This is a genomic window from Frigoribacterium sp. CF331 (assembly GCF_057787905.1).
In genome coordinates, this window is sequence record NZ_CM173545.1 from 3,264,526 (window position 1) to 3,289,004 (window position 24,479).

Annotated in this window: 20 protein-coding genes and 1 tRNA gene; 18 read left to right on the forward strand and 3 right to left on the reverse strand. The window is 69.1% G+C overall.

What is annotated here, in order from left to right:
- Positions 1–5 precede the first annotated feature (5 nt).
- Positions 6–1,454 (forward strand): pyruvate kinase, encoded by a 1,449-nt coding sequence (gene pyk / locus AC3CCI_RS15130; protein WP_354594221.1) that lies wholly within the window; start codon positions 6–8, stop codon positions 1,452–1,454.
- Between the two features lie 85 nt (positions 1,455–1,539).
- Positions 1,540–2,160, forward strand: a complete 621-nt coding sequence (locus AC3CCI_RS15135) for a hypothetical protein (protein WP_488627676.1) — start codon at positions 1,540–1,542, stop codon at positions 2,158–2,160.
- Positions 2,161–2,300: 140 nt separating this feature from the next.
- Here the strand turns inward: AC3CCI_RS15135 and AC3CCI_RS15140 are convergent, their stop codons facing one another.
- Entirely contained in the window at positions 2,301–2,504 is a 204-nt protein-coding gene (locus AC3CCI_RS15140) for a cold-shock protein (RefSeq protein ID WP_043592793.1), read from the reverse strand.
- Positions 2,505–2,795: 291 nt separating this feature from the next.
- Positions 2,796–2,881: transfer RNA gene (locus tag AC3CCI_RS15145), tRNA-Leu, on the reverse strand.
- A 39-nt stretch (positions 2,882–2,920) separates the two neighbouring features.
- On the opposite strand from AC3CCI_RS15145, the gene AC3CCI_RS15150 reads away from it, so the two are divergent.
- Positions 2,921–3,526, forward strand: a complete 606-nt coding sequence (locus AC3CCI_RS15150; RefSeq protein WP_043592796.1) for an ANTAR domain-containing response regulator — start codon at positions 2,921–2,923, stop codon at positions 3,524–3,526.
- A gap of 54 nt (positions 3,527–3,580) precedes the next feature.
- Here the strand turns inward: AC3CCI_RS15150 and AC3CCI_RS15155 are convergent, their stop codons facing one another.
- Positions 3,581–3,937, reverse strand: a complete 357-nt coding sequence (locus AC3CCI_RS15155) for a PaaI family thioesterase (protein WP_488628702.1) — start codon at positions 3,935–3,937, stop codon at positions 3,581–3,583.
- A 184-nt stretch (positions 3,938–4,121) separates the two neighbouring features.
- Between AC3CCI_RS15155 and polA the strand changes: the two genes are divergently transcribed.
- From polA to whiA, 15 genes are all read left to right on the forward strand, one after another.
- Positions 4,122–6,794: a DNA polymerase I gene (gene polA, locus AC3CCI_RS15160; protein ID WP_488627677.1), complete on the forward strand. Its 2,673-nt coding sequence runs from the start codon at positions 4,122–4,124 to the stop codon at positions 6,792–6,794.
- 401 nt (positions 6,795–7,195) lie between these two features.
- Positions 7,196–7,957, forward strand: a complete 762-nt coding sequence (locus AC3CCI_RS15165; RefSeq protein WP_354594217.1) for a DeoR/GlpR family DNA-binding transcription regulator — start codon at positions 7,196–7,198, stop codon at positions 7,955–7,957.
- 110 nt (positions 7,958–8,067) lie between these two features.
- Positions 8,068–9,264: a mannitol-specific PTS transporter subunit IIC gene (gene mtlA, locus AC3CCI_RS15170; protein WP_354594216.1), complete on the forward strand. Its 1,197-nt coding sequence runs from the start codon at positions 8,068–8,070 to the stop codon at positions 9,262–9,264.
- Between the two features lie 47 nt (positions 9,265–9,311).
- Positions 9,312–9,620: a PTS lactose transporter subunit IIB gene (locus AC3CCI_RS15175; protein ID WP_054146078.1), complete on the forward strand. Its 309-nt coding sequence runs from the start codon at positions 9,312–9,314 to the stop codon at positions 9,618–9,620.
- A 2-nt stretch (positions 9,621–9,622) separates the two neighbouring features.
- On the forward strand, positions 9,623–10,087 hold the full coding sequence (locus AC3CCI_RS15180) for a PTS mannitol transporter subunit IIA (protein WP_354594215.1): 465 nt from the start codon (positions 9,623–9,625) through the stop codon (positions 10,085–10,087).
- A gap of 26 nt (positions 10,088–10,113) precedes the next feature.
- A complete protein-coding gene (locus AC3CCI_RS15185) occupies positions 10,114–10,383 on the forward strand; it encodes an HPr family phosphocarrier protein (protein WP_043592801.1) in 270 nt (89 codons plus the stop codon).
- A gap of 131 nt (positions 10,384–10,514) precedes the next feature.
- Complete coding sequence (locus AC3CCI_RS15190; RefSeq protein WP_488627678.1) at positions 10,515–12,206, forward strand: DUF885 domain-containing protein; 1,692 nt, start codon at positions 10,515–10,517, stop codon at positions 12,204–12,206.
- 215 nt (positions 12,207–12,421) lie between these two features.
- On the forward strand, positions 12,422–13,870 hold the full coding sequence (gene rpsA / locus AC3CCI_RS15195) for a 30S ribosomal protein S1 (RefSeq protein ID WP_043592805.1): 1,449 nt from the start codon (positions 12,422–12,424) through the stop codon (positions 13,868–13,870).
- A 78-nt stretch (positions 13,871–13,948) separates the two neighbouring features.
- Positions 13,949–14,599 (forward strand): dephospho-CoA kinase, encoded by a 651-nt coding sequence (coaE, locus tag AC3CCI_RS15200; protein ID WP_488627679.1) that lies wholly within the window; start codon positions 13,949–13,951, stop codon positions 14,597–14,599.
- A 10-nt stretch (positions 14,600–14,609) separates the two neighbouring features.
- A complete protein-coding gene (uvrB, locus tag AC3CCI_RS15205; protein WP_354594212.1) occupies positions 14,610–16,676 on the forward strand; it encodes an excinuclease ABC subunit UvrB in 2,067 nt (688 codons plus the stop codon).
- Positions 16,666–17,580 carry an SDR family NAD(P)-dependent oxidoreductase gene (locus tag AC3CCI_RS15210; RefSeq protein ID WP_354594211.1) on the forward strand — a complete coding sequence of 305 codons (915 nt, stop codon included), beginning with the start codon at positions 16,666–16,668 and terminating at the stop codon, positions 17,578–17,580. Before uvrB ends, AC3CCI_RS15210 begins: the two co-directional genes overlap by 11 nt.
- A gap of 71 nt (positions 17,581–17,651) precedes the next feature.
- Positions 17,652–20,603, forward strand: coding sequence for an excinuclease ABC subunit UvrA (gene uvrA / locus AC3CCI_RS15215; RefSeq protein WP_488627680.1), 2,952 nt, complete (start codon positions 17,652–17,654; stop codon positions 20,601–20,603).
- The gene (gene uvrC, locus AC3CCI_RS15220) at positions 20,600–22,507 is read left to right on the forward strand and encodes an excinuclease ABC subunit UvrC (protein ID WP_488627681.1); all 1,908 of its coding nucleotides are present in this window, start codon (positions 20,600–20,602) and stop codon (positions 22,505–22,507) included. The genes uvrA and uvrC overlap by 4 nt, the downstream gene beginning before the upstream one ends.
- 40 nt (positions 22,508–22,547) lie before the next feature.
- The gene (rapZ, locus tag AC3CCI_RS15225) at positions 22,548–23,429 is read left to right on the forward strand and encodes an RNase adapter RapZ (protein WP_354594208.1); all 882 of its coding nucleotides are present in this window, start codon (positions 22,548–22,550) and stop codon (positions 23,427–23,429) included.
- A 69-nt stretch (positions 23,430–23,498) separates the two neighbouring features.
- On the forward strand, positions 23,499–24,479 hold the full coding sequence (gene whiA / locus AC3CCI_RS15230) for a DNA-binding protein WhiA (protein ID WP_354594207.1): 981 nt from the start codon (positions 23,499–23,501) through the stop codon (positions 24,477–24,479).

Sequence of the window (24,479 nt, forward strand, 5' to 3'; positions counted from 1 at the left end):
AACACATGAGACGCGCAAAGATCGTCGCCACCCTCGGGCCGGCGACGTCGAGCTACGACGACATCCGGGCGATCATCGACGCCGGAGTCGACGTCGCCCGCATGAACCTCAGCCACGGCAGCTACGACGTCCACGAGGGCGTCTACGCGAACGTCCGCCAGGCCGCGGCCGACTCGGGCCGCGCCGTCGCGGTCCTCGTCGACCTCCAGGGTCCGAAGATCCGGCTCGGCAAGTTCGCCGACGGTCCGCACGACCTCGAGGTCGGCGACGTGTTCAAGATCACGACCGACGAGATCCTCGGTTCGAGGGAGATCTGCGGCACGACCTTCAAAGGGCTGCCGAACGACGTCGCACCCGGCGACCCGCTGCTGATCGACGACGGTCGCGTCAAGCTGCGCGTCCTCGAGACCGACGGCACGGTCGTCACGACCGAGGTCGTCGTCGCGGGCACCGTCTCGAACAACAAGGGCATCAACCTGCCGGGCGTCGCGGTCAACGTGCCCGCGCTCTCCGACAAGGACGAGGCCGACCTGCGCTGGGGCCTCGCACTGGGCGCCGACCTCATCGCCCTCTCGTTCGTCCGTGACGCCGACGACGTCGTGCGCGTTCACGAGATCATGGCAGAAGAGGGTCGCAAGGTCCCGGTCTACGCGAAGATCGAGAAGCCCCAGGCGGTCGACAACCTCGAGGCCATCATCGACGCGTTCGACGGCATCATGGTGGCCCGCGGCGACCTCGGGGTCGAACTGCCCCTGGAGGCCGTGCCCATCGTCCAGAAGCACGCCGTCGAGCTCTCGCGCCGCATGGCCAAACCCGTCATCGTCGCGACGCAGATGCTCGAGTCGATGATCTCCAGCCCCATCCCGACGCGGGCCGAGACCTCCGACGTCGCGAACGCGGTGCTCGACGGCACCGACGCGGTCATGCTCTCGGGCGAGACGAGCGTCGGCGAGTATCCCGTCATCACGGTGCAGACCATGGCCCGCATCGTCGCCTCGACCGAAGAGCACGGCCTCGAGCGCATCCCCCCGCTGGGCACCCGCCCCCGCACCCAGGGCGGGGCGATCACGTTGGCCGCGGCCGACGTCGCCGAGTTCGTCCAGGCGAAGTTCCTCTGCGTGTTCACGGAGTCCGGCGACTCGGTGCGTCGCATGTCGCGCCTGCGCCACTCCATCCCGATCCTCGCCTTCACCCCCAACGAGGCCATCCGTCGGCGCATGGCCATCAGCTGGGGCGTCCAGTCGTACCTCGTCGAGACCGTCACGCACACCGACGCGATGTTCGCCCAGGTGGACGACATCCTGATCGGCAACGACCTGGCCGAGTCGGGCGACAAGGTCATCGTGATCGCCGGGTCCCCTCCCGGCATCGCCGGGTCGACGAACGACCTCCGCGTGCACCGCGTCGGCGACGCCCACGGCGAGGCCGCGCCGGCCTACGCCTCGCAGCCCTGACGCCGGGCCGTCCGTCCCGAAGAGCCGGGGCGATCCCCAGGGATCGTCCCGGCTTCGTCGTGCGGACGGGGCGTACGCTCACGCCATGTCCGTGGACGCCCGCCATCCCTCGTGCTTCGAGTTCGAGGGCCGTCTCTACGTCGTGCCGTCCTGGAGCGGGCACGGCGTGGCCGAGACGCGGCACAGCCTCGGCGCCGACGAGTCGACGACACGCCGAGGAGGTGCGGGTCCGGCCCGGTGGGCCGGTCTCGGTGCCTTGGTGGGCGGCTCGTTCCTCGGGGGATTGGCCGCGACCGTGTGGCGGGTCGACGGCCTCTGGGCGCTGCTGCTGATCTTCGTCCTCGGTGCGGGGGTCGGAGCCGTCCTGGCCGTCGGCACCCGGACGATCTTCCGCGAGGGCGACGCCGCCGACGAGACGACGACGGTGCGCCCGGCGACCGGACCGTTGCCGAGGGTCGAGGTGCCGTGGGACGTGGCCCGCGCGGCCCCCGAGGACTCGACCGGCGACGAACTCGTCCTGTGGTCGACCCTCACCAGTCGGTACCGCGAGGCCCGTGAGGCCCTCGTCGCCGGCGGTGGCGACGACGACCGCTTCACGGACCCGCGCGAGGCCGGAGCACGGATCGCCGAGTGGGAGTCGGCGTACCGGACGGCGAGCCGGGACTACGAGCCGGTGGCGCGCCTCCTCGGCTTCCCGCTTCCGTGAGGCCCGAGCGGGTGTCTGACCCCCGCGACCTCGGCACCCCGCAGAACGGAGAAAGCCCCGACCCGCGCGAGCGGATCGGGGCTTTCGGTTCAGTGGCGGGCGAACCCGCCGACTGACGGCGTCACGAGGACGCCACCGAGTCAGATGACGCGGATGTTCTCGGCCTGGAGGCCCTTGTTGCCCTGGGCCGTGTCGAACTCGACCTTCTGGTTCTCTTCCAGGTTGCGGTAGCCGTCGCCGGCGATCGCGGAGAAGTGCGCGAAGACGTCAGTGGTTCCGTCGTCGGGGGTGATGAAGCCGAAGCCCTTTTCGGAGTTGAACCACTTAACGGTGCCTGTTGCCATTTTTCTTGTTCCTTCAATCAGAGTTGTCGATCTCGATTTCGAGATCGCTCGTCGCGGTGCCTTTTTGTCCGCTCCCTCTGAGAACGACGCCACCCTCGGAACCCCTCTCGATGAGAGGAGGCCTTCGGCACGTCGCGAGATACAAATGCGTAACACAACAACCAGTGGCACCAGCGTAGTGCACGGATGCTCACGGGGACACCCTCTGAGCACAACTCGTGTCGGCGTGTTGCGACGGAGGTCGTCGGCGGGACCAGCCGGCGAGGGAAGGAGGGCCACGTCTCGTCGGGCTGGTGCCGGATGTGGGACTCGAACCCACACGCCCTCACGGACAGAGCATTTTGAGTGCTCCGCGTCTGCCATTCCGCCAATCCGGCGCACAACAACCACGTCGACAATACCGTAGGCTCGACGTCGTGAGTGACCAGGAAGCAACCCCAGCAGCACCCCGTCGCGTCGTCGTGGCCGAGGATGAGTCCCTCATCCGCCTCGACATCGTCGAGATCCTCCGCGACAACGGTTTCGAGGTGGTGGGCGAGGCCGGTGACGGCGAGACCGCCGTCGCCCTCGCGACCGAACTGCGCCCCGACCTCGTCATCATGGACGTCAAGATGCCCCAGCTCGACGGCATCTCGGCGGCCGAGCGGCTGTCGAAGGCGCACATCGCCCCCGTCGTCCTGCTCACCGCCTTCAGCCAGAAAGAGCTCGTCGAACGGGCCAGCGAGGCCGGCGCCCTGGCGTACGTCGTCAAGCCGTTCACTCCGAACGACCTGTTGCCCGCCATCGAGATCGCCCTCTCGCGGTACGCCCAGATCATCACCCTCGAGGCCGAGGTCGCCGACCTCGTCGAGCGCTTCGAGACCCGCAAGCTCGTCGACCGGGCCAAGGGCCTGCTCAACGAGAAGATGGGACTGACCGAGCCCGAGGCCTTCCGGTGGATACAGAAGGCCTCGATGGACCGCCGTCTCACGATGCACGACGTGGCCCAGGCCATCATCGAGCAGCTCAGCGCCAAGAAGTAGCGCACCCCACGCGAGAAGGCCCGCCCCGACGATCGGGGCGGGCCTTCTCGCGTGTCACCCCTCGTCGCGGGCGTCGGTCAGGAAGTTCGTGATGCGCACGGTCGACAACAGCCGCCCGCGGTCGTCGGTCATGACGATCTGGTGGGTCGCCAGGGTCGAGCCGAGGTGGACGGCGGTGCAGGTGCCCGTGACCCACCCGGAGGCGGCGGACCGGCTGTGGCTCGCGTTCAGCTCGATGCCCATGGCGACGCGTCCCGGGCCGGCGTGCACGTTCGCGGCGACCGACCCGAGGGTCTCGGCCAGCACGACGTGCGCACCTCCGTGCAGGATGCCCACGGGCTGCGTGTTGCCCTCGACGGGCATGCGACCGACGGCGCGCTCGGCGCTCATCTCGTCGATGACGATGCCCATCTTCTCGGCCAGGGCGCCGACGCCGCGACGCCGGAACAGCTCGACGGCGGCCTCGCTCAGGGACGCGTCCGACGACACGGTCCTCTCGGCGTCGTTCGGGGCGGCGGGCGGACGGGTCATGACTCTCCGGTGGGGGACGGAGGCGCCCGGCGACGGTGTCGGGGGTGCCCGCTAGGCTGACGTGGTGACGGACGACACGAAGCCTACCCTCCTGGTCATCGACGGCCATTCCCTCGCGTTCCGGGCGTTCTACGCCCTGCCGGTCGACAGTTTCGTCAACCGCGAGGGTCAGCACACCAACGCGATCCACGGCTTCATCTCGATGCTGCTCAGCCTGCTCAAGGCCGAGAAGCCGACGCACCTCGCCGTGGCCTTCGACATCTCCCGCTTCTCGTTCCGCACGCGCGAGTACCCCGAGTACAAGGGCACCCGGTCCGAGACCCCCGTCGAGTTCGTCGGTCAGATCCCGCTGCTGCAAGAAGCCCTCCACGCCATGGGCATCACCACGATCACCAAAGAGGACTTCGAGGCCGACGACATCCTCGCCACCCTCGCCACCCGTGGCCGCGCCGAGGGCTTCCGGGTGCTCGTCGTCTCGGGCGACCGCGATGCCATCCAGATGGTGAACGACGACGTGACGCTGCTCTACCCCTCTGCCCGAGGCGTCAGCGAGCTCACCCGGTACGACCGTGACAAGGTCTTCGAGCGCTACGGCATCGAACCGCACCAGTACCCCGAGGTCGCGGCCCTCGTGGGCGAGACCAGCGACAACCTGATCGGCATCGACAAGGTGGGCGAGAAGACCGCCGTCAAGTGGATCAACCTGTACGGCGGCCTCGACGAGATCATCGCCAGGGCCGACGAGATCAAGGGCGTCGTCGGGCAGAAGCTCCGCGAGCAGAAGGACAACGCGGTCCGCAACCGTCGCCTGAACCGTCTCGTGACCGACGTCGAGCTGCCCGTCGGCCCGAGCGACCTCGAACGACGAGGCATCGACGAGGAGGCCGTCCGCGAGCTCTTCGACAAGTTGCAGTTCCGCACGCTCCTCGAACGGGTCCTCGCACTCTCCGACGCGGGCGACCGGTCGGCCGGCGCCCCGACCGAGGCGCCCGTCACGGCTGCCCCGACCGGCCTCCCCGTCGTCCGCACGCTCATCGACGAAGAGCTCGCCTTCTGGCTGAAGAAGCACGCCTCCGACCCCGACGAGCCCGTCGGCCTCACGGTCGAGTACGGGGCCGACGGTGTCGTGGGTCTCGGCATCTCGTCGTCCGACGAGTCCGCCTACGTGCCCTGGGCCGCGGGTCGGGGCGACTACGTCGCGCTCGAGGCCTGGCTCGACGGCCGGACGCCCAAGGTGGTCCACGACGCCAAGCGTGCCTACAAGGCGTTGTCCCGGGCCGGGCTCCGCCTGACCGGCATCGTCGGCGATCCGCGGATCGCCGCCTGGCTGCTGCGCCCGGGCCGCACCTCTTTCGCCCTGTCCGACCTCGTGTACGAGCAGCTCGGCGAGACGCTGCCGGTCGGCGACCCGAACCAGCTGGTCTCGGCCGACGACGACGTCAACGTCGCCTCCGAGGCCTGGTACGTCCTGCGCTTGTCCGAGTCGCTGGTCGCCGCCCTCGACGACGGGTCCCGTCGCGTGCTGACCGAGATCGAGCTCCCCCTCGTCGCCGTCCTCGGCGACATGGAGCTCACCGGGGTCGCCGCCGACCGTGACGCGCTCAAGGCGCTGTCCCTGCGACTCGGCGAACAGGCCGGTGGACTCGCCGCGGCGGCGTTCGCCGAGATCGGGCGCGAGGTCAACCTCGGGTCGCCCAAGCAACTCCAAGAGGTGTTGTTCGACCAGCTCCAGATGCCCAAGACCCGGGCGACCAAGACCGGCTACTCGACCGACGCGGCGTCGTTGGCCGACCTGCAGGAGAAACACCCGCACCCCTTCCTCGACCTCCTCCTGAAGCACCGTGACGCGACCAAGTTGCGGCAGATCATCGAGACGCTCGAGAAGTCGATCGCCGACGACGCCCGCATCCACACGACCTACGACCAGACGGGGACGACCACGGGGCGCATCTCGTCCGTCGATCCGAACCTCCAGAACATCCCCATCAAGGCCGCGGTGGGACGCGAGATCCGCGCGGCGTTCGTCCACGGCCCCGACTACGAGACGCTGCTCACGGCCGACTACTCACAGATCGAGATGCGCATCATGGCGCACCTGTCGGGTGACGAGGGGCTGATCCAGGCCTTCGCCGAGGGCGAGGACCTCCACCGGTTCGTCGGCGCCCGCATCTTCGGCGTCGAGCCGTCCGACGTCACCTCCGCCATGCGCACCAAGGTCAAGGCCATGTCGTACGGCCTCGCCTACGGTCTGAGCGCCTTCGGCCTGTCGAAGCAGCTGCGCATCGAGACCGCCGAGGCCCGCCAACTGATGACGGACTACTTCGAGCGTTTCGGCGCCGTGCGCGAGTACCTCCGGAACGTCGTCGAACAGGCCCGAGAAGACGGCTACACCGAGACGATCTACGGCCGCCGCCGACCGTTCGGCGACCTCAAGTCGCCCAACCGGGTGCTCCGCGAGAACGCCGAACGGGCCGCGCTGAACGCGCCGATCCAGGGCTCGGCCGCCGACATCATGAAGATCGCCATGCTCGGCGTCCGGTCCGAGCTCGACGAGAGAGAGATGGGCTCACGCGTCCTGCTCCAGGTGCACGACGAACTCATCGTCGAGGTCGCACCGGGCGAGGTCGACGACGTCCGCGAGATCGTCCGGCGGCGCATGAGCGGCGCAGCCGACCTCCGTGTCCCGCTCGACGTCAGCGTGGGCCTCGGCGAGAGCTGGGACGCTGCCGCCCACTGACCCCGCGTGGTCCGAAGGCTGCGTCGAGGGCCGGGTCACCGGGCCGCGTCGCGGAGCCGTCCGCTCACGCGACGGCTCCGCGACCGCCCCGACCGGCGCCTCTTCGACCCGCCGACGTCTCGACACGCCGACACCCCGATGCCCCGATGCCCCGACCCCGGTGCCCGGACGGACCCGGACGGGTGTCCGCAACGCCTCGAGCGGGCCGATCGGTGCCCGTCGGGCAACCAACCGTCCCCCGACCCGGGCACAAACGGACACGACACGCGGCACAGACTTGACCGAGCCACACAAACGGACTTATATAAGCGCAGATCAACACCAGTTGAACTCTTTCCGCACTTCCGCACCACCGGCCGACCCCCACGGGGCGACCGTGCAGTCCGACGACGAGGTCTCCCATGTACGCACCGGAGCGTCACCAGCAGATCCTCGACACCGCCCTGTCCCGGGGGCGTGTCGAGGTCGCCGGTCTCGCGCGCGAGCTGTCCGTGGCGCCCGAGACGGTCCGTCGCGACCTGACCGCACTCGAGCGGCGGGGCGTCCTGCGTCGCGTGCACGGGGGAGCGATCGCCGTCGAGCGCCTGGGCATCGAGCCGCCCGTGGTCGACCGTGAGGGCACCGCCGCGACCGAGAAGGAACGCATCGCCCGGGCCGCCCTCGACGAGCTCCCCGACGGCGGCTCGATCATCGTCGACGCCGGCACCTCGACGATCCGGCTGGCCGAGCTGCTGCCGCTCGACCGAGAGCTCACCGTGGTCACGCACTCGCTCGCGGTGGCGACCATCCTGATCAGCCGCCCGAACGTCACGTTGCACCTGCTCGGCGGCCTCATCCGCACCCGCACCTACTCGGCCGTGGGGGACTGGACGCGAGCCCAGATCGCCGACGTCTTCGCCGACGTCGCCTTCGTCGGCACGAACGGCGTGTCGGTCGAGCGCGGCATCAGCACCCCCGACCTGGCGGAGGCGCGGGTCAAGCGCGCCCTCATCGCCGCGTCGCGACGCACCGTCGTCCTCGCCGACCACACCAAGTTCGGCCGCGAGGACTTCGCCAAGGTCGCGCCGCTCACCGACGTCGACACCGTCATCACCGACTCCGGCGTGGACGCCGAGTTGGCCGACGACGTCGAACAGGCCGGCCCTCGGGTCGTGATCGCATGACGCGAGACCGGCCGGCCACCCCCGCCCCACCCCGACGCACCACAGCCCCCCGCTCCACCTCCATCACCCCACATCCCTCTCGTCGCTGAGAGACAAGGAGAACCACCCACATGTCCGAGTTCACCCCCACCGTCACCGGTACGGGAGCCCGCGCGCGCGTCCAGCGCTTCGGAGGCTTCCTGGCCGGCATGATCATGCCGAACATCGGCGCCTTCATCGCCTGGGGCCTCATCACGGCCCTCTTCATCCAGACCGGCTGGACGCCGGTGCCCCAGCTCGGCGGCTTCGGCGAGCAGGCCGACGGCACGCCGTGGCCGGGCCTGGTCGGCCCGATCATCACCTACCTGCTGCCGATCCTGATCGCCTACACGGGTGGCCGCATGGTCCACGGTCAGCGTGGTGCCGTCATCGGTGCCGTCGCCGTCATGGGCGTCGTCGTCGCGACCGACGTGCCGCAGTTCCTCGGCGCCATGATCGTCGGCCCGCTGGCCGCGTGGGTGCTCAAGCAGTTCGACAAGCTGGTCGACGGCCGCATCAAGTCCGGCTTCGAGATGCTCGTCAACAACTTCTCGCTCGGCATCATCGGTGGCGCCATGGCCGTCCTGGCCTTCTTCGGCCTCGCGCCCGTCACGACCGCCATCACCAACGTGTTCGGTGGCGCCGTCGGGTTCCTCGTCGACCGCGGCCTGCTGCCCCTCGCCTCGATCATCATCGAGCCCGCCAAGGTGCTGTTCCTGAACAACGCCATCAACCAGGGCATCCTGACCCCGCTCGGAGGCACCCAGGTGCAGGAGGCCGGCAAGTCGATCCTCTTCATGCTCGAGTCGAACCCCGGCCCCGGCCTCGGCATCCTGCTGGCCTACCTGTTCTTCGGCCCGCGTGCCATCCGCCCGTCGGCCCCGGCCGCGATCATCGTGCACTTCTTCGGTGGCATCCACGAGATCTACTTCCCGTACGTGCTGATGAAGCCGATCCTGCTCGTCGCCGCCATCCTGGGTGGCGCCACCGGCATCGCCACGTTCGCCCTGTTCAACGTCGGCCTCGTGGGCCCGGCGTCGCCCGGCAGCATCATCGCCTACACGCTCGTCGCGGCCCGTGGGGACCTTCTCCCGATCTACCTGGGTATCCTGCTCTCGGCGGCCGTCTCGTTCGTCGTCTCGTCCCTCCTGATGGGCTTCGGCCGCAAGGAGAACCGCGAGGCCCGTGCCGAGGACGCCGCCGCCCAGGAGCAGGCTCTCGCCGACGCCCAGGCCGCCACCGCGGCCAACAAGGCGACCAGCAAGGGCACCGCGGCACCCACCGCGTAGTCCTGCCGCACCACCAGTCAGCACCACCACCACACAAGGAGAAGGTCATGGCAACCCTCGACGGTTCCAGCATCAAGAAACTCATCGTCGCGTGCGACGCGGGCATGGGCAGCAGCGTCATGCTGGCGTCCACGCTCAAGAAGCAGCTGAAGAAGAGCGGTGTCACCGTCGAGCACTCGCCCGTCGCGTCGATCCCGTCGGACGCCGACGTCGTCGTCACCCAGAACAACCTGGCCGAGCGTGCCCGCGGCGTGGTGCCGAACGTGCCGGTCGTGCCGTTCCAGCTGTTCATGGGAGACCCGAACGTCGCCAAGGTCGTCAAGGCGATCCAGGACGGCTCGACGGTCGAGGTCTGACGATGACCGATCAGCAGGCACCCGAGCTCTCGACGCTGCTCGCCGAGTCGTCCATCCGGCTCGACGAGGTCGCCGCCTCGCGCGACGAGGCCATCCGCAAGACGGGGCAGGCCCTCGTCGACGCGGGTGCGATCGACGAGTCGTACGTCGACGCGATGTTCGAGCGCGAGAACTCGGTGTCCACCTACGTCGGCGAGGGTGTGGCGATCCCGCACGGCACCCTCGCCGGCAAGGACTCGGTCAAAGAGGACGCCCTGGTGGTGCTGCGGTTCCCGACCCCGGTCGACTGGGACGGCAACGAGGTCTCGGTCACGGTCGGCATCGCCGCCAAGGGCAACGGCCACATCGCCATCCTCAGTCAGCTCGCGAGCATCCTGATGGACCCCGACAAGGCGGCCGCCCTGCGCGGCTCCACCACGTCCGCCGAGGTCTACGAGCTGCTCGCGTCGACCGACGACGACGACTGACCACCACCCCCTCCAGAGGAGAACACATGCCAGAACGTTCCGTCACCATCGCCTCCAGCGTCGGGCTGCACGCCCGTCCGGCCTCGCTGTTCAGCCAGGCCGCGGGCAAGACCGGCGCGAAGGTCACGTTGACCTCCGCCGCCGGCAAGAGCGTCAACGCCGCCAGCATCCTCGGCGTGCTCTCGCTCGGCATCGGCCACGGTGAAGAGGTCGTCGTCGCGACCGAGGGCGACAACGCCGAGGCAGCCCTCGACGAGCTCGTCGCGCTCCTCGCGACCGACCTCGACAAAGAGTAGGCACCGCACCACGACGCGCACGGGGCGTCCACCGACCACGGTCGGTGGGCGCCCCGTCCGTCGTGAGGGGCCGAGGAGGCGCGGTGCGGGTCGTCCGGCACCGCGCCTCCTCGGTCGTTAGGCTCGTCGCCATGACCGATCCTGCAGCGACGCCCGGCCCCCGCACGCCCACCCCCGTCGACGCGGTCGCCGAACGCTGGGTGGACACGCTGTGCGAGCTCGACCCCACGACCGCCACCTGGATCGGCCGAGAAGGCCGTACCGGCGAGTTCGGCGACCTCTCGCCCGAGGGGCACGCCCGACACGTCGACGCCGTCCGGGCCACGCTGACCGAGCTGCGGGCCACGACCCCCGCCGACGACGTCGACCGCGTCACGCGAGACGACCTGACCAGCGAGCTCGAGCTCGAACTCGAGTACGCCGACCAGCGGCTCGAGCTGCGCGATCTCGCCGTCATCGCCTCGCCCGCGCAGGGCATCCGCGACGTCTTCGACCTCATGCCGACCGAGTCCGAGACCGACTGGGCGGACGTCGCATCCCGACTCGGGCGGGTCGGGACGGCGGTGGACCAGTACGTCGAGACGCTGCGGGTGGGCATCGCCGAGGGGGTGACCCCGGCGCGACGCCAGGTCGAGAAGGTGGCCGAGCAGTGTGCTCGCATCGGCGCCGTCGACGGGTTCTTCTCCGAGTTCGCCGACGGAGCCCGGCTCGGCGACGGCAGCGTCCCGGGCGGTGCCCTCGCCCGCGACCTCACGGCGGGCGCCTCGTCGGCCGCCGCCGCCTACGACGGGCTGAGGCGGTTCCTGCTCGACGAGCTGCTGCCCGCCGCCACCCCCGAGGACGCCGTGGGGCGCGACGCCTACGCACTGCACTCCCGACGCTTCCTCGGCGCGACGGTCGACCTCGACGAGACCTACGAGTGGGGCATCGACGAACTCGCCCGCATGACGAGCGAGCAAGAGGCCGTGGCCCACCGGATCGAACCGGGTGCCTCGGTCGCCCGGGCGATCGAGCTGCTCGACGCCGACCCCGCCCGTCAACTCCACGGCACGGACGCGCTGCGCGACTGGATGCAGGGGCTGAGCGACCGGGCCGTCGCCGAGCTGGGGCGCGACCAGTTCGACATCCCCGAGCCCGTGCGCCGGCTGGAGTGCCGCATCGCCCCGACCAAGGACGGCGGCATCTACTACACGAGCCCCAGCGACGACTTCTCGCGTCCGGGGCGCATGTGGTGGTCCGTGCCCGAGGGGGTGACCCGCTTCGGCACCTGGCGCGAGACCACGACGGTCTTCCACGAGGGCGTGCCGGGGCACCACCTGCAACTCGGCCAGGCCGTGTACAACCGGGCGACGCTCAACACCTGGCGCCGCCAGCTGGCGGGCTCGTCCGGCCACGCCGAGGGATGGGCCCTGTACGCCGAACGACTCATGGACGAACTCGGCTGGCTGGGCGACCCGGGGGACCGGCTGGGCATGCTGGACGGTCAGCGCATGCGGGCGGCCCGCGTGGTGCTCGACATCGGCGTGCACCTCGGCAAGCCCTTCCCGGGCGGGGGCGGGGACTGGGACGCGGCGAAGGCCTTCGCGTTCATGTCCGAGAACGTCAACATGGACACCGAGTTCGTCCGCTTCGAGGTGGACCGGTACCTGGGCTGGCCCGGGCAGGCCCCGTCGTACAAGGTCGGCCAGCGCATCTGGGAGGACCTCCGTGCCGACCGCGCCCGTCGCGACGGAGCCGCGTTCGACGTCAAGGCCTTCCACCACGACGCCCTGCAGCTCGGCGGGGTGGGGCTCGACACGTTGCGCAGGGCCTTGCTCGCCTGAGGTGGTGACCCGTCCCGGCACACGGCACCCGGCGCCACCCGACGACGACACGCGACGGCCCCGGCACGTCGTTGCCCGCACCCGGGACGCCGCGCTAAGATGACCGAGCGCTATCTGCGTCGATCTGTCCGCACGCCGCGTTCGACACCCCCACCCGAACACCGTTCGATGGACGAACACGGCCCGATTCATGCCCGTACTGGAGCACTAACTACATGACAACCGTAACGACCAAGGCACCCAAGCAGGTCGCCATCAACGACATCGGATCCGCTGATGACTTCCTGGCCGCGGTCGAGAAGACCCTGAAGTTCTTCAACGACGGCGACCTCATCGAAGGCACCGTCGTGAAGATCGACCGCGACGAGGTCCTCCTCGACGTCGGCTACAAGACCGAGGGCGTCATCCCCTCGCGCGAACTCTCGATCAAGCACGACGTCGACCCCACCGAGGTCGTCGAGGTCGGCGACACGGTCGAGGCCCTCGTCCTCCAGAAGGAAGACAAGGAAGGTCGTCTGATCCTGTCCAAGAAGCGCGCTCAGTACGAGCGTGCCTGGGGCGACGTGGAGAAGATCAAGGACGCCGACGGCGTCGTCACCGGCACGGTCATCGAGGTCGTCAAGGGTGGCCTCATCGTCGACATCGGCCTCCGCGGCTTCCTCCCCGCCTCGCTCATCGAACTCCGTCGCGTCCGTGACCTCACGCCCTACCTGGGTCAGGAGATCGAGGCCAAGATCCTCGAGCTCGACAAGAACCGCAACAACGTGGTCCTGTCGCGCCGTGCGCTGCTCGAGCAGACCCAGTCCGAGAGCCGCACCACCTTCCTCAACAACCTCCACAAGGGCCAGGTCCGCAAGGGCGTCGTGTCGTCGATCGTCAACTTCGGTGCGTTCGTCGACCTGGGCGGCGTCGACGGCCTCGTCCACGTCTCCGAGCTCAGCTGGAAGCACATCGAGCACGCCAGCGAGGTCGTCGAGGTGGGCCAGGAGGTCACCGTCGAGATCCTCGAGGTCGACCTCGACCGTGAGCGCGTGTCGCTCTCGCTCAAGGCGACGCAGGAAGACCCGTGGCAGGTGTTCGCCCGCACGCACGCGATCGGCCAGGTCGCTCCGGGCAAGGTCACGAAGCTCGTCCCCTTCGGTGCGTTCGTCCGCGTGGCCGACGGCATCGAGGGCCTCGTGCACATCTCCGAGCTGTCGGCGAAGCACGTCGAACTGGCCGAGCAGGTCGTCGCCGTCGGCGACGAGGTGTTCGTCAAGGTCATCGACATCGACCTCGACCGCCGTCGCATCTCGCTGAGCCTCAAGCAGGCCAACGAGGGCGTCGACCCCGAGGGCACCGAGTTCGACCCGGCGCTGTACGGCATGCTCACCGAGTACGACGACCAGGGCAACTACAAGTACCCCGAGGGCTTCGACCCCGAGACGAACGAGTGGCGCGAGGGCTTCGACTCGCAGCGCGAGAAGTGGGAGCAGGACTACGCTGCCGCCCAGGCGCGCTGGGAAGCCCACAAGAAGCAGGTCGCTGCCTCGCTCGTCGAAGAGACGACGTTCGACGCTCCCACGGGTTCGTCGTTCTCGGCCGAGTCCGCCTCGGGCGCCGGCACCCTCGCCGACGACGAGTCGCTGGCTGCTCTGCGCGAGAAGCTGTCGAACAACAACTGAGTCCGTCCGGTCTCGACCAGAAGGCGGTTCCCCCTCGGGGGAGCCGCCTTCCGGCGTTCGCGGCGTAGTCTCGTCGTCGTGTTCGTCTGTGCGTTGACCGGTGGCATCGCCGCCGGCAAGTCCGTCGTGGCCCGTCGACTCGCCGAACGGGGTGCGGCCCACGTCGACGCCGACGCCCTCGCCCGCGAGGTCGTCGAGCCGGGCTCGCCGGGGCTGGACGCCGTCGTCGCGCGGTTCGGACGCACGGTGCTCCGCCCCGACGGCTCGCTCGACCGGGCCGCGCTCGGGGCCGTCGTCTTCGCCGACCCCGACGCCCGCCGTGCCCTCGAGGGCATCACGCACCCCGCCGTCCACGAGCTCTCGACACGCCGCATGGCCGAGGCCGTGGCGGACGATCCCGCGCGCGTGGTCGTCTACGACGTGCCGCTGCTCGTCGAGGCGCGGGGCACGACCGGTTTCGACCTGGTCGTCGTCGTCCACGCGCCCCGCGAGGTGCGCCTCCGGCGGTTGGTCGAGCTGCGGGGGATGGACCCCGAGGAGGCGCGGCGCCGGGTGGACGCACAGGCCGACGACGAGGCCCGCCTGGCCGTGGCGGACGTCGTCGTCCGTTCGGCGGGGTCGCTCGAGCACACCCTGGCTCAGGCCGACGAGCTGTACGACCGGCTCCGTTCGCTGTCAGCGGCGAAGGAGGCGGCCTCCCGCGACGCGAGTGTCGGTGGTGCCTCGTAAGCTGGAATCCATGGAACCGACCCGCAGCGTGCGCCCCTTCGAAGTCGTCAGCGAGTTCGAGCCCAGTGGTGACCAGCCGGCGGCCATCGCCGAACTGGCGGGCCGCATCACGGCGGGCGAGACCGACGTCGTCCTGCTCGGTGCGACGGGCACGGGCAAGTCCGCCACGACGGCGTGGCTCGTCGAACAGGTCCAACGCCCGACCCTGGTGCTCGCCCACAACAAGACCCTCGCGGCCCAGCTGGCGAACGAGTTCCGGTCGCTCTTCCCGAACAACGCCGTCGAGTACTTCGTCTCCTACTACGACTACTACCAGCCCGAGGCCTACGTCCCCCAGACCGACACCTTCATCGAGAAGGACAGCTCGGTCAACGCCGAGGTCGAGCGGCTCCGTCACTCGACGACCAACTCACTCCTCAGCCGGCGTGACGTGATCGTCGTCTCGACCGTGTCGTGCATCTACGGCCTCGGCACGCCCGAGGGCTACATGGAGGCCATGATCGCCCTCCAGGTCGGCATGCGCATCGACCGAGAGACGCTGATCCGCCGGTTCGTCTCGATGCAGTACCAGCGCAACGACATCGACTTCTCCCGAGGCAACTTCCGGGTGCGCGGCGACACCATCGAGATCATCCCGATGTACGAAGAGCTGGCCATCCGCATCGAGATGTTCGGTGACGAGATCGAGGCGCTCTACGCCCTGCACCCGCTCACCGGCGACGTGGTCAAGACGATGGACGCCGTGTCGGTGTTCCCCGGTTCCCACTACGTGGCGGGCACCGACGTCATGCACCGCGCGATCGGCACCATCAAGGACGAGCTCGCCACCCGTCTCGACGAGCTCGACAAGCAGGGCAAGCTGCTCGAGTCGCAGCGTCTGCGCATGCGCACGACCTTCGACCTCGAGATGATGGAGCAGATCGGCTTCTGCAACGGCATCGAGAACTACTCCGCCCACATCGACGGTCGCTCGCCGGGCGAAGCTCCGCACTGCCTGCTCGACTACTTCCCCGACGACCTGCTCGTGGTCATCGACGAGTCGCACGTGACGGTGCCGCAGATCGGCGCGATGTACGAGGGCGACGCCTCCCGCAAGCGCACCCTCGTCGACCACGGCTTCCGGTTGCCCAGCGCCCTCGACAACAGGCCGCTCAAGTTCGAGGAGTTCCTCGACCGCGTCGGCCAGAAGGTCTACCTCTCGGCGACGCCGGGCAAGTACGAGCTCGGCATCACCGACAGCGTGGTCGAACAGATCATCCGGCCGACGGGGCTGATCGACCCCGAGATCGTGGTCAAGCCGTCCGCCGGGCAGATCGACGACCTGCTCGAAGAGATCCGCACGCGGGTCGAGATCGACGAGCGCGTCCTCGTCACGACCCTGACGAAGAAGATGGCCGAAGAGCTCACCGACTTCCTCACCGAGGCCGGCGTGCGGGTCCGGTACCTGCACTCCGACGTCGACACCCTCCGCCGCGTCGAGCTGCTCACCGAACTGCGCCAGGGCGTCTACGACGTGCTCGTGGGCATCAACCTGCTGCGAGAAGGCCTCGACCTGCCCGAGGTCTCCCTCGTGGCGATCCTCGACGCCGACAAAGAGGGGTTCCTCCGGTCGTCGACGTCGCTCATCCAGACCATCGGTCGCGCTGCCCGCAACGTCTCGGGTCAGGTCCACATGTACGCCGACGTGATGACCGACTCGATGAAGCAGGCCCTCGAAGAGACCGACCGTCGTCGCGAGAAACAGGTGGCTTACAACCTCGAGCGCGGCATCGATCCCCAGCCGCTGCGCAAGAAGATCGCCGACATCACCGAGGTGTTGGCCCGAGAGGGAGCCGACACGGCACGCCTCCTGGCCGACCGACAGGGCGGCAAGCGCGCACCGACGCCGAACCTGCGCCGCGAGGGCAAGGCCGCCAGCGCGGCGAACGGCCTCGAGGCGATCATCGCCGACCTCAACGAGCAGATGCTGCAGGCCTCCGCCGAGCTCAAGTTCGAGCTGGCCGGCCGACTGCGCGACGAGGTGGCCGACCTGAAGAAGGACCTCCGTCAGATGGAAGCAGCCGGCCATGCCCGGTGAGCGTCGCCGAGTCGTCGTGACCGGGGCGACCGCGGGTCTCGGCTACTTCGCCGCCGAACGACTCGTCACCGCCGGTCACCAGGTCGTCCTGGCCGCCCGGGACGCCGAGCGCGCCGTCCGAGCCGCCGATCTGTTGCGCGACCGGGTGCCCGGCGCCGACGTCGACACGGTGGCGCTCGACCTCGCCGATCTCGCGTCGGTCCGCTCCGGTGCGGCCACCGTCGCCGCGGGTGGTCCGATCGACGGCCTGCTCGCCAACGCGGGCGTCGTCGGCTCCCGACGGCGTCGGACGACCGTCGACGGATTCGAGCTCCAGTTCGGGACGAACCACCTCGGTCACTTCGCTCTCGTCTCCCACCTGCTGCCGGCCCTCGAATCGTCGGGACGAGCCCGCGTCGTCCACCTGGGCAGCATCAGTCACCGGTTCGTCCGTCTCGACCTGGACGACCCCATGATGGTCAGCAGCTACTCCGGGTCGGTCGCCTACGCACGGTCCAAGTTGGCGGTCATGACCTTCGGGTTCGACCTCGACCGGCGACTGCGAGCCGCCGGGTCGTCGATCTCGAGCGTCGTCGCCCATCCGGGCTTCTCGTGGGAGTCCCTGAGCGATCCCCGACCTCCCGTCGTCGAACCCCGCAGACCGCCCGCCGTCCTCACCTCGATCATGCACACGTTCTCCCAGGGCAAAGAGGTCGGAGCCGAGCCCCTGACCCAGGCCCTCGTGGGCGACGACGTGGTCGGCGGGGAATACTGGGGTCCGGCCGGGTGGTTCCAACTGACCGGCGCACCGGCTCGCGTCCCCGCCCGACGACACGCCCGCGACGGGTCGACCGCTGCCCGGCTGTGGCAGGTGTCCACCGAGCTGACGGGCGTCCAGCCCACCGTCGCGTCCACGACCACCTGAGCCGTCGGTCCCCGGCAGCATCCCGAGCGGGCCCGCCCGCCACGACGACGACCGTCGTCGACATCGACAGAATGGTAAGAGTGTCCATCTCACCCGTAGAAGGTTCCCCCACGCTGAGCGTCCGGGGCGCCCGAGTCCACAACCTCAACGACGTCGACCTCGAGATCCCGCGCGACTCGCTCGTCGTGTTCACCGGGTTGAGCGGCTCCGGCAAGTCCTCGCTGGCCTTCGACACGATCTTCGCCGAGGGGCAACGGCGGTACGTCGAGTCCCTCTCGGCGTACGCACGGCAGTTCCTGGGCCAGGTCGACCGACCCGACGTCGACTTCATCGAGGGTCTCAGCCCTGCGGTGTCCATCGACCAGAAGTCGACCAACCGCAACCCCCGGTCGACGGTCGGCACGATCACCGAGATCTACGACTACATGCGCCTGCTCTGGGCTCGCATCGGCGTCCCGCACTGTGCCGTCTGCGGCGAGAAGATCAGCAAACAGAGCGTGCAGCAGATCGCCGACCAGCTGATGACCCTCGAGACGGGCACCCGATACCAGGTGCTCAGCCCGGTGGTCTCGCAGAAGAAGGGCGAGTTCGTCGACCTCTTCTCCGAACTGGCGTCGACGGGCTACTCACGGGCCATCGTGGACGGCGAACAGGTCCAACTCAGCTCACCGCCCAAGTTGAAGAAGCAGGTCAAGCACGACATCTCCGTCGTGGTCGATCGCCTGGTCGCCTCCGACCAGGCCCTCACGCGCCTCACCGACTCGCTCGAGACCGCGCTCCGGTTGACCGACGGCCTCGTCACGATCGACTTCGTCGACACCGACGACGGCGCGGCCGGCAAGTACCGGACCTTCTCCGAGAAGCTGTCGTGCCCCAACAACCACCCGGTCCAGCTCACCGAGATCGAGCCGCGCACGTTCTCGTTCAACGCCCCGTTCGGCGCCTGCCCCGAGTGCTCCGGCCTCGGCACGAAGATGTCGGTCGACTCCGACCTCCTGCTCGGCGACCCCGAGCTCAGCCTCGCCGACGGCGTCATCCTGCCGTGGACGCAGTCGGGCAAGGGCCTCTACAACTACTTCCAGAAGCTGCTCGAGGGTCTGGCGGGCGACCTGGGCTTCAGCCTCAAGACGCCGTGGCACGAGCTGCCCGAGTCGGTCCACAAGGCCGTCCTGCAGGGCAACGACTTCGAGGTGACCGTCAAGTGGCGCAACCGGTTCGGCCGTGAGATGACCTACTCGACGGGCTTCGAGGGCGTCATGCCCTACATCGAACGCAAGTACGCCGAGGCCGAGACCGACACACAGCGCCAGCGGTACGCCGCCTACCTCCGCGAGATCCCCTGCGTGGTCTGCAAGGGCAAGCGACTCAAGCCCGAGGTCCTCGCCGTGCTCGTGGACGGTCACGACATCGCCGCGGTCTCCGAGTTGAGCCTCGCCGACGCCTTCGAGTTCATGAACGGGCTCACGCTGACCACACGCGAAGCGCGGATCGCCGCCCAGGTGCTGCGCGAGATCCGGGTCCGACTCGAGTTCCTCCTCGAGGTCGGCCTGACCTACCTGAGCCTGGCTCGAGCCGCCGGTTCCCTCTCGGGCGGCGAGGCGCAACGCATCCGCCTCGCCACCCAGATCGGTTCCGGCCTCACGGGGGTGCTCTACGTCCTCGACGAACCGAGCATCGGACTGCACCAGCGCGACAACCGCCGGTTGATCGACACCCTGGTCAAGCTGAAGAACCTCGGCAACACGTTGATCGTCGTCGAACACGACGAAGACACGATCAAGACGGCCGACTGGATCGTCGACATCGGGCCGGGCGCCGGCGTCAACGGCGGCACGGTCGTGCACTCGGGCAGCTACGAGGCCCTCGTCGCGAACACCGACTCGTACACGGGGGACTACCTCGCCGGACGCCGGTCGATCGAGACCCCGACGACCCGTCGGCCGATCGACAAGAAACGCATGATCTCCGTCGTCGGGGCGAAGGCGAACAACCTGCGAGACGTCACCGTCGACTTCCCGCTCGGCACCTTCGTGGCCGTGACCGGGGTGAGCGGCTCAGGCAAGTCGTCCCTGGTGAACGACATCCTGTACAAGGTCCTGGCGAACCAGCTGAACGGTGCACGACAGATCCCGGGCAAGCACACGCGCGTCACGGGGCTCGACGCCCTCGACAAGGTCGTGCACGTCGACCAGGCTCCGATCGGGCGCACCCCGCGCTCGAACCCGGCCACCTACACCGGCGTCTTCGACCGCATCCGCACCCTGTTCGCCGAGACGACCGACGCCAAGGCGCGCGGCTACCTCCCGGGGCGGTTCAGCTTCAACGTCAAGGGTGGGCGGTGCGAGAACTGCGCGGGCGACGGCACCATCAAGATCGAGATGAACTTCCTGCCCGACGTCTACGTCGCCTGCGAGGTCTGCGGCGGTGCACGTTACAACCGAGACACGCTGGCCGTGCGCTACAAGGGCAAGAACATCTCCGAGGTCCTCGAGATGCCGATCAGCGAGGCAGCCGAGTTCTTCGCTCCGATCTCCGCCATCTCGCGGTTCATGTCGACGCTGGTCGACGTCGGCCTGGGCTACGTCCGGCTCGGGCAGAGCGCCACCACTCTGAGCGGCGGTGAGGCCCAGCGCGTCAAGCTCGCCACCGAACTCCAGAAGCGCTCCAACGGACGCAGCGTCTACGTGCTCGACGAGCCGACCACCGGCCTCCACTTCGAGGACGTCCGCAAGCTCCTCCTCGTCCTGAACGGCCTCGTCGAGAAGGGCAACACCGTGATCACGATCGAGCACAACCTCGACGTCATCAAGTCGGCGGACTGGCTCATCGACATGGGGCCCGAAGGAGGCGCGGGGGGCGGCACCGTCATCGCCACGGGAACACCCGAGCACCTCGCCACCGTGCCCGAGAGCCACACGGGCGTCTTCCTGAAGGAGATCCTCGAGTCGGGTCACACCGTGCCCCGGGTGCAGAAGAAGAAGCCCACCACGGCACGACGTCGGGAGGCCGTCGAAGCCCGATGAGCAACACCGTCTCCTGGCGTCCCAAGGCGGGCGAGATCCCGACCGACCCCGGCGTCTACCGCTGGCGCGACGAGCGGGGCAGGGTGCTCTACGTCGGCAAGGCCAAGAACCTCCGTGCCCGACTGAGCAACTACTTCGCCCCGCTCCCGTCCCTCCACGAGCGCACCCGTCGGATGGTCCTGACCGCCCGATCGGTCGAGTGGACGGTGGTGGGCAGCGACATCGAGGCCCTCCAGCTCGAGTACACGTGGATCAAAGAGTTCGACCCGCCGTTCAACGTCAAGTTCCGCGACGACAAGACCTACCCGTTCATGGCGGTCACCCTGGCCGACGAGGCCCCCCGGGTGATGGTCACGCGCAACCCCCGGATCAAGGGCGCGAAGTACTTCGGCCCCTACCCCAAGATCTGGGCCGTGCACGACACCATCGACCTGATGATCAAGGTCTTCCCGATCCGCACGTGTTCGGACAGCAGCTACAAGAAGGCCATGCAGACGGGCAAGCCCTGTTTCCCGGGCCAGATCGGGCGCTGTGGCGGCCCGTGTTCCCACAAGGTCTCCATCGCCGAGCACCGGGCGATCGTCGACGAGTTCGTCAAGTTCATGGGCAGCTACGACAAGAAGGTGATCGCCGACCTCCAGCGGTCGATGAAGGCGGCCGCGCTCGAGCAGCGCTTCGAGGACGCGGCCTCCTACCGTGACCAGGTCCAGGCCCTCGAAGCCGTGCTCGACAAGTCCGCGGTCGTCCTGCGCGACAGCGTCGACCTCGACCTCTACGCCCTGGCCGAGGACGAGCTGGCGGCGGCGGTGCAGCTGTTCACGGTGCGCGGCGGACGCATCCGCGGTTCTCGCGGCTGGGTGGTCGACAAAGAGATCGACATCTCGACCGGGGACCTCGTCGAGCAGGTGCTGCAGGGCATCTACACGGCAGGGGCCGAGTTGCCCCGCGAGATCGTCGTGACGGCGACGCCGGACGACAACGACGCTCTCGAGAGCGTCCTGAGCGAGATCCGTGGACGCGGACGGGTCCAGATCCACACGGCGCAGCGGGGCGAGAAGGCGAACCTCATGCAGACGGCGACCCTGAACGCGCAGCAGTCGCTCATGCTCTACAAGACGCGCCGCAGCGCCGACTTCGCCACGCGGTCCACGGCCCTCGCCGACATCCAAGAGGCGCTGGGGATGAGCGACGCTCCGCTGCGCATGGAGTGCTACGACGTCTCGCACCTCTCGGGGACGAACATCGTGGCCTCGATGGTGGTCTTCGAGGACGGCCTCCCACGCAAGGACCAGTACCGACGGTTCAACATCCCGCAGTCGACGGACGACACGGAGTCCATCTACCAGACGCTCAGCCGACGCCTGTCCCGGCTCGACGACGAACTCGCCCCCGTCGAGGAGGTCGGCGAGCAACGCAAGCGCTTCGCGTACCGTCCCAACCTCCTCATCGTCGACGGTGGGCAACCCCAGGTGGCGGCGGCCCGCCGGGCCCTCGACGACGCCGGCGTGACCGACATCGCCCTCTGCGGCATCGCCAAACGACTCGAAGAGATCTGGTTGCCCGACGACGACTTCCCGGTCATCCTTCCCCGCAACAGCGACGCCCTGTTCCTCATCCAGCGCATCCGCGACGAGGCCCACCGTTTCGCCATCACGCACCAGCGCCAGCGCCGCAAGCGCGACATCTCGACGCAGCTCGCCGAGATCCCGGGCTTGGGCCCGTCACGGGTGGCCGTGCTGCTCAAGCACTTCGGTTCCGTCAAACGCCTGAAGGAGGCCGAGGCCGCCGACATCTCGGCCATCCGCGGGATCGGTCCGACGCTCGCCTCGGCCGTGGTCGAGCGCCTCCGCGGAGACGAGCAGGTCGACGTCGACGACACCGCGCCTTCAACGGGCCCCGCCTAGAATCGATGCACCGCCCGCCGACCCGGAGGACACCACCGACATGAGCGACGCCAGCGAACAGCAAGAGGTCCTGATCGTCACGGGCATGTCCGGGGCCGGTCGGTCGACGGTCGGCAACGCCCTCGAAGACCTCGACTGGTACGTCGTCGACAACCTGCCGGCTCAGATGCTCCGCCCCTTGCTCGACCTGGCCGAGCGGGCGGGGGACTCCCTCCCCAAGATCGCCGCCGTCGTCGACGTGCGCGGCGGGCGCCTGTTCAGCGAGGCCCAGGAGGCCGTCCGAACGCTCCGGGCGAGCATGCCGAGCAAGGTGCGCGTGCTCTTCCTCGACGCGACGGACGCCGCCCTCGTCCGACGCTTCGAGCAGGTGCGTCGGCCCCATCCGTTGCAGGGCGACGGGACGCTTCTCGACGGCATCCTGGCCGAGCGCGCTCGCATGGAAGAACTGCGCGAGACGAGCGACGTCATCATCGACACCTCCGAGCTCAACATCCACCAGCTCGCCACGACGATCTCGGAGAAGTTCGCCGAGTCCGACCGTGCGGGCGTGCAGGTCACGGTCCTGAGCTTCGGCTTCAAGTACGGTCTGCCCACCGACGCCGACATGGTGGGCGACGCGAGGTTCCTGCCGAACCCCTTCTGGGTGCCCGCGTTGCGATCCCAGTCCGGGCTCGACGAGCCCGTCACGAGCTACGTCATGCAGCAGGACGGCGCCCGGGAGTTCGTCGACGCCTTCGCCTCGTCGCTCGTCCCCGTGCTGGCCGGCTACCAGCGTGAGAACAAGAGACACGCTACGATCGCCATTGGCTGCACCGGGGGCAAACATCGATCGGTCACCCTCGTGGGTGAACTGGCGGCGCGTCTGCGTGGACTCCCGGGCGTGGCCGTCAGCGTGAAACACCGCGACCTCGGCCGAGAATGACCTCACGAGGTCGTTCAGCACGCCCGTGAAGCCGACCAGTGGTCGACCCGACGAAAAGGAACAACCGGAGTGGCTCAGACTGCCGACGTCAAAGAAGAACTCGCCCGCGTCGAGGTGAGCCGGACGACGATCCGAGCCGCCGAGCTGGCGACCGTCCTGCGCTTCGCCGGGGGCCTGCACCTGATCTCGGGCCGCATCGCCGTCGAGGCCGAGCTCGACTCGGCCCTCATCGCCCGTCGCGTCCGGAAGGACCTCGCCGAACTGTACGGTGCCCGCAGCGACGTCGCGATGACCGCGCCCTCCGGTTCCCGCCGCACGCCCGGCTACCTCGTCCGGGTGCACGAGGCGGGCGAGACGCTCGCTCGGCAGACGGGGCTCATGGACGCGCGACGCCGCCCGGTCCGGGGCCTGCCGAACCGCCTCACGACGGGGTCCCGAGACGACTTGGCCGCCATCTGGCGCGGTGCCTTCCTCGCCCAGGGGTCGCTGACCGACCCGGGACGCTCGGCCTCGCTCGAGGTCGTCTGCCCGGGCAACGAGACCGCCATGGCGCTCGTCGGGGCCGCGGGCCGGCTCGGCATCGGCGCCAAGGCCCGCGAGGTCCGGGGGGTCCACCGCGTCATCATCCGTGACGGCGAGGCCATCGGGACGATGCTCAAGGCGATGGGCGCCGAGAAGAGCGTCGCCGAATGGGAAGAGATGCGCCAACGCCGTGAAGTGCGCGCCACGGCGAACCGTCTGGTCAACTTCGACGACGCCAACCTGCGCCGCTCCGCCCAGGCGGCCGTCGCCGCCTGCGCCCGCGTCGACCGGGCCATGGAGATCCTCGGGGACGACATCCCCGACCACCTGAAGTACGCCGGCGAACTGCGCCTGGCCCACCGCGACGCGAGCCTGGACGAACTGGGCCATCACGCCGACCCGCCGATGACCAAGGACGCCGTGGCGGGACGCATCCGACGGCTGCTGGCGATGGCCGACAAGAAGGCGAGCGACCTGGGGCTCCCCGGCACGGACGCGAACCTGCCCTCCGACCTCGACCTCGACTGA

Coding starts and splice junctions, on each gene's coding strand:
- mtlA (WP_354594216.1), top strand. CDS start 8,068: ATGTCCGAGTTCACCCCCACCGTCACCGGTACGGGAGCCCGCGCGCGC.
- uvrC (WP_488627681.1), top strand. CDS start 20,600: ATGAGCAACACCGTCTCCTGGCGTCCCAAGGCGGGCGAGATCCCGACC.
- AC3CCI_RS15135 (WP_488627676.1), top strand. CDS start 1,540: ATGTCCGTGGACGCCCGCCATCCCTCGTGCTTCGAGTTCGAGGGCCGT.
- AC3CCI_RS15185 (WP_043592801.1), top strand. CDS start 10,114: ATGCCAGAACGTTCCGTCACCATCGCCTCCAGCGTCGGGCTGCACGCC.
- rapZ (WP_354594208.1), top strand. CDS start 22,548: ATGAGCGACGCCAGCGAACAGCAAGAGGTCCTGATCGTCACGGGCATG.
- AC3CCI_RS15180 (WP_354594215.1), top strand. CDS start 9,623: ATGACCGATCAGCAGGCACCCGAGCTCTCGACGCTGCTCGCCGAGTCG.
- AC3CCI_RS15140 (WP_043592793.1), bottom strand. CDS start 2,504: ATGGCAACAGGCACCGTTAAGTGGTTCAACTCCGAAAAGGGCTTCGGC.
- AC3CCI_RS15190 (WP_488627678.1), top strand. CDS start 10,515: ATGACCGATCCTGCAGCGACGCCCGGCCCCCGCACGCCCACCCCCGTC.
- AC3CCI_RS15165 (WP_354594217.1), top strand. CDS start 7,196: ATGTACGCACCGGAGCGTCACCAGCAGATCCTCGACACCGCCCTGTCC.
- AC3CCI_RS15175 (WP_054146078.1), top strand. CDS start 9,312: ATGGCAACCCTCGACGGTTCCAGCATCAAGAAACTCATCGTCGCGTGC.
- uvrB (WP_354594212.1), top strand. CDS start 14,610: ATGGAACCGACCCGCAGCGTGCGCCCCTTCGAAGTCGTCAGCGAGTTC.
- AC3CCI_RS15210 (WP_354594211.1), top strand. CDS start 16,666: ATGCCCGGTGAGCGTCGCCGAGTCGTCGTGACCGGGGCGACCGCGGGT.
- rpsA (WP_043592805.1), top strand. CDS start 12,422: ATGACAACCGTAACGACCAAGGCACCCAAGCAGGTCGCCATCAACGAC.
- pyk (WP_354594221.1), top strand. CDS start 6: ATGAGACGCGCAAAGATCGTCGCCACCCTCGGGCCGGCGACGTCGAGC.
- AC3CCI_RS15155 (WP_488628702.1), bottom strand. CDS start 3,937: ATGGGCATCGTCATCGACGAGATGAGCGCCGAGCGCGCCGTCGGTCGC.
- uvrA (WP_488627680.1), top strand. CDS start 17,652: ATGGTAAGAGTGTCCATCTCACCCGTAGAAGGTTCCCCCACGCTGAGC.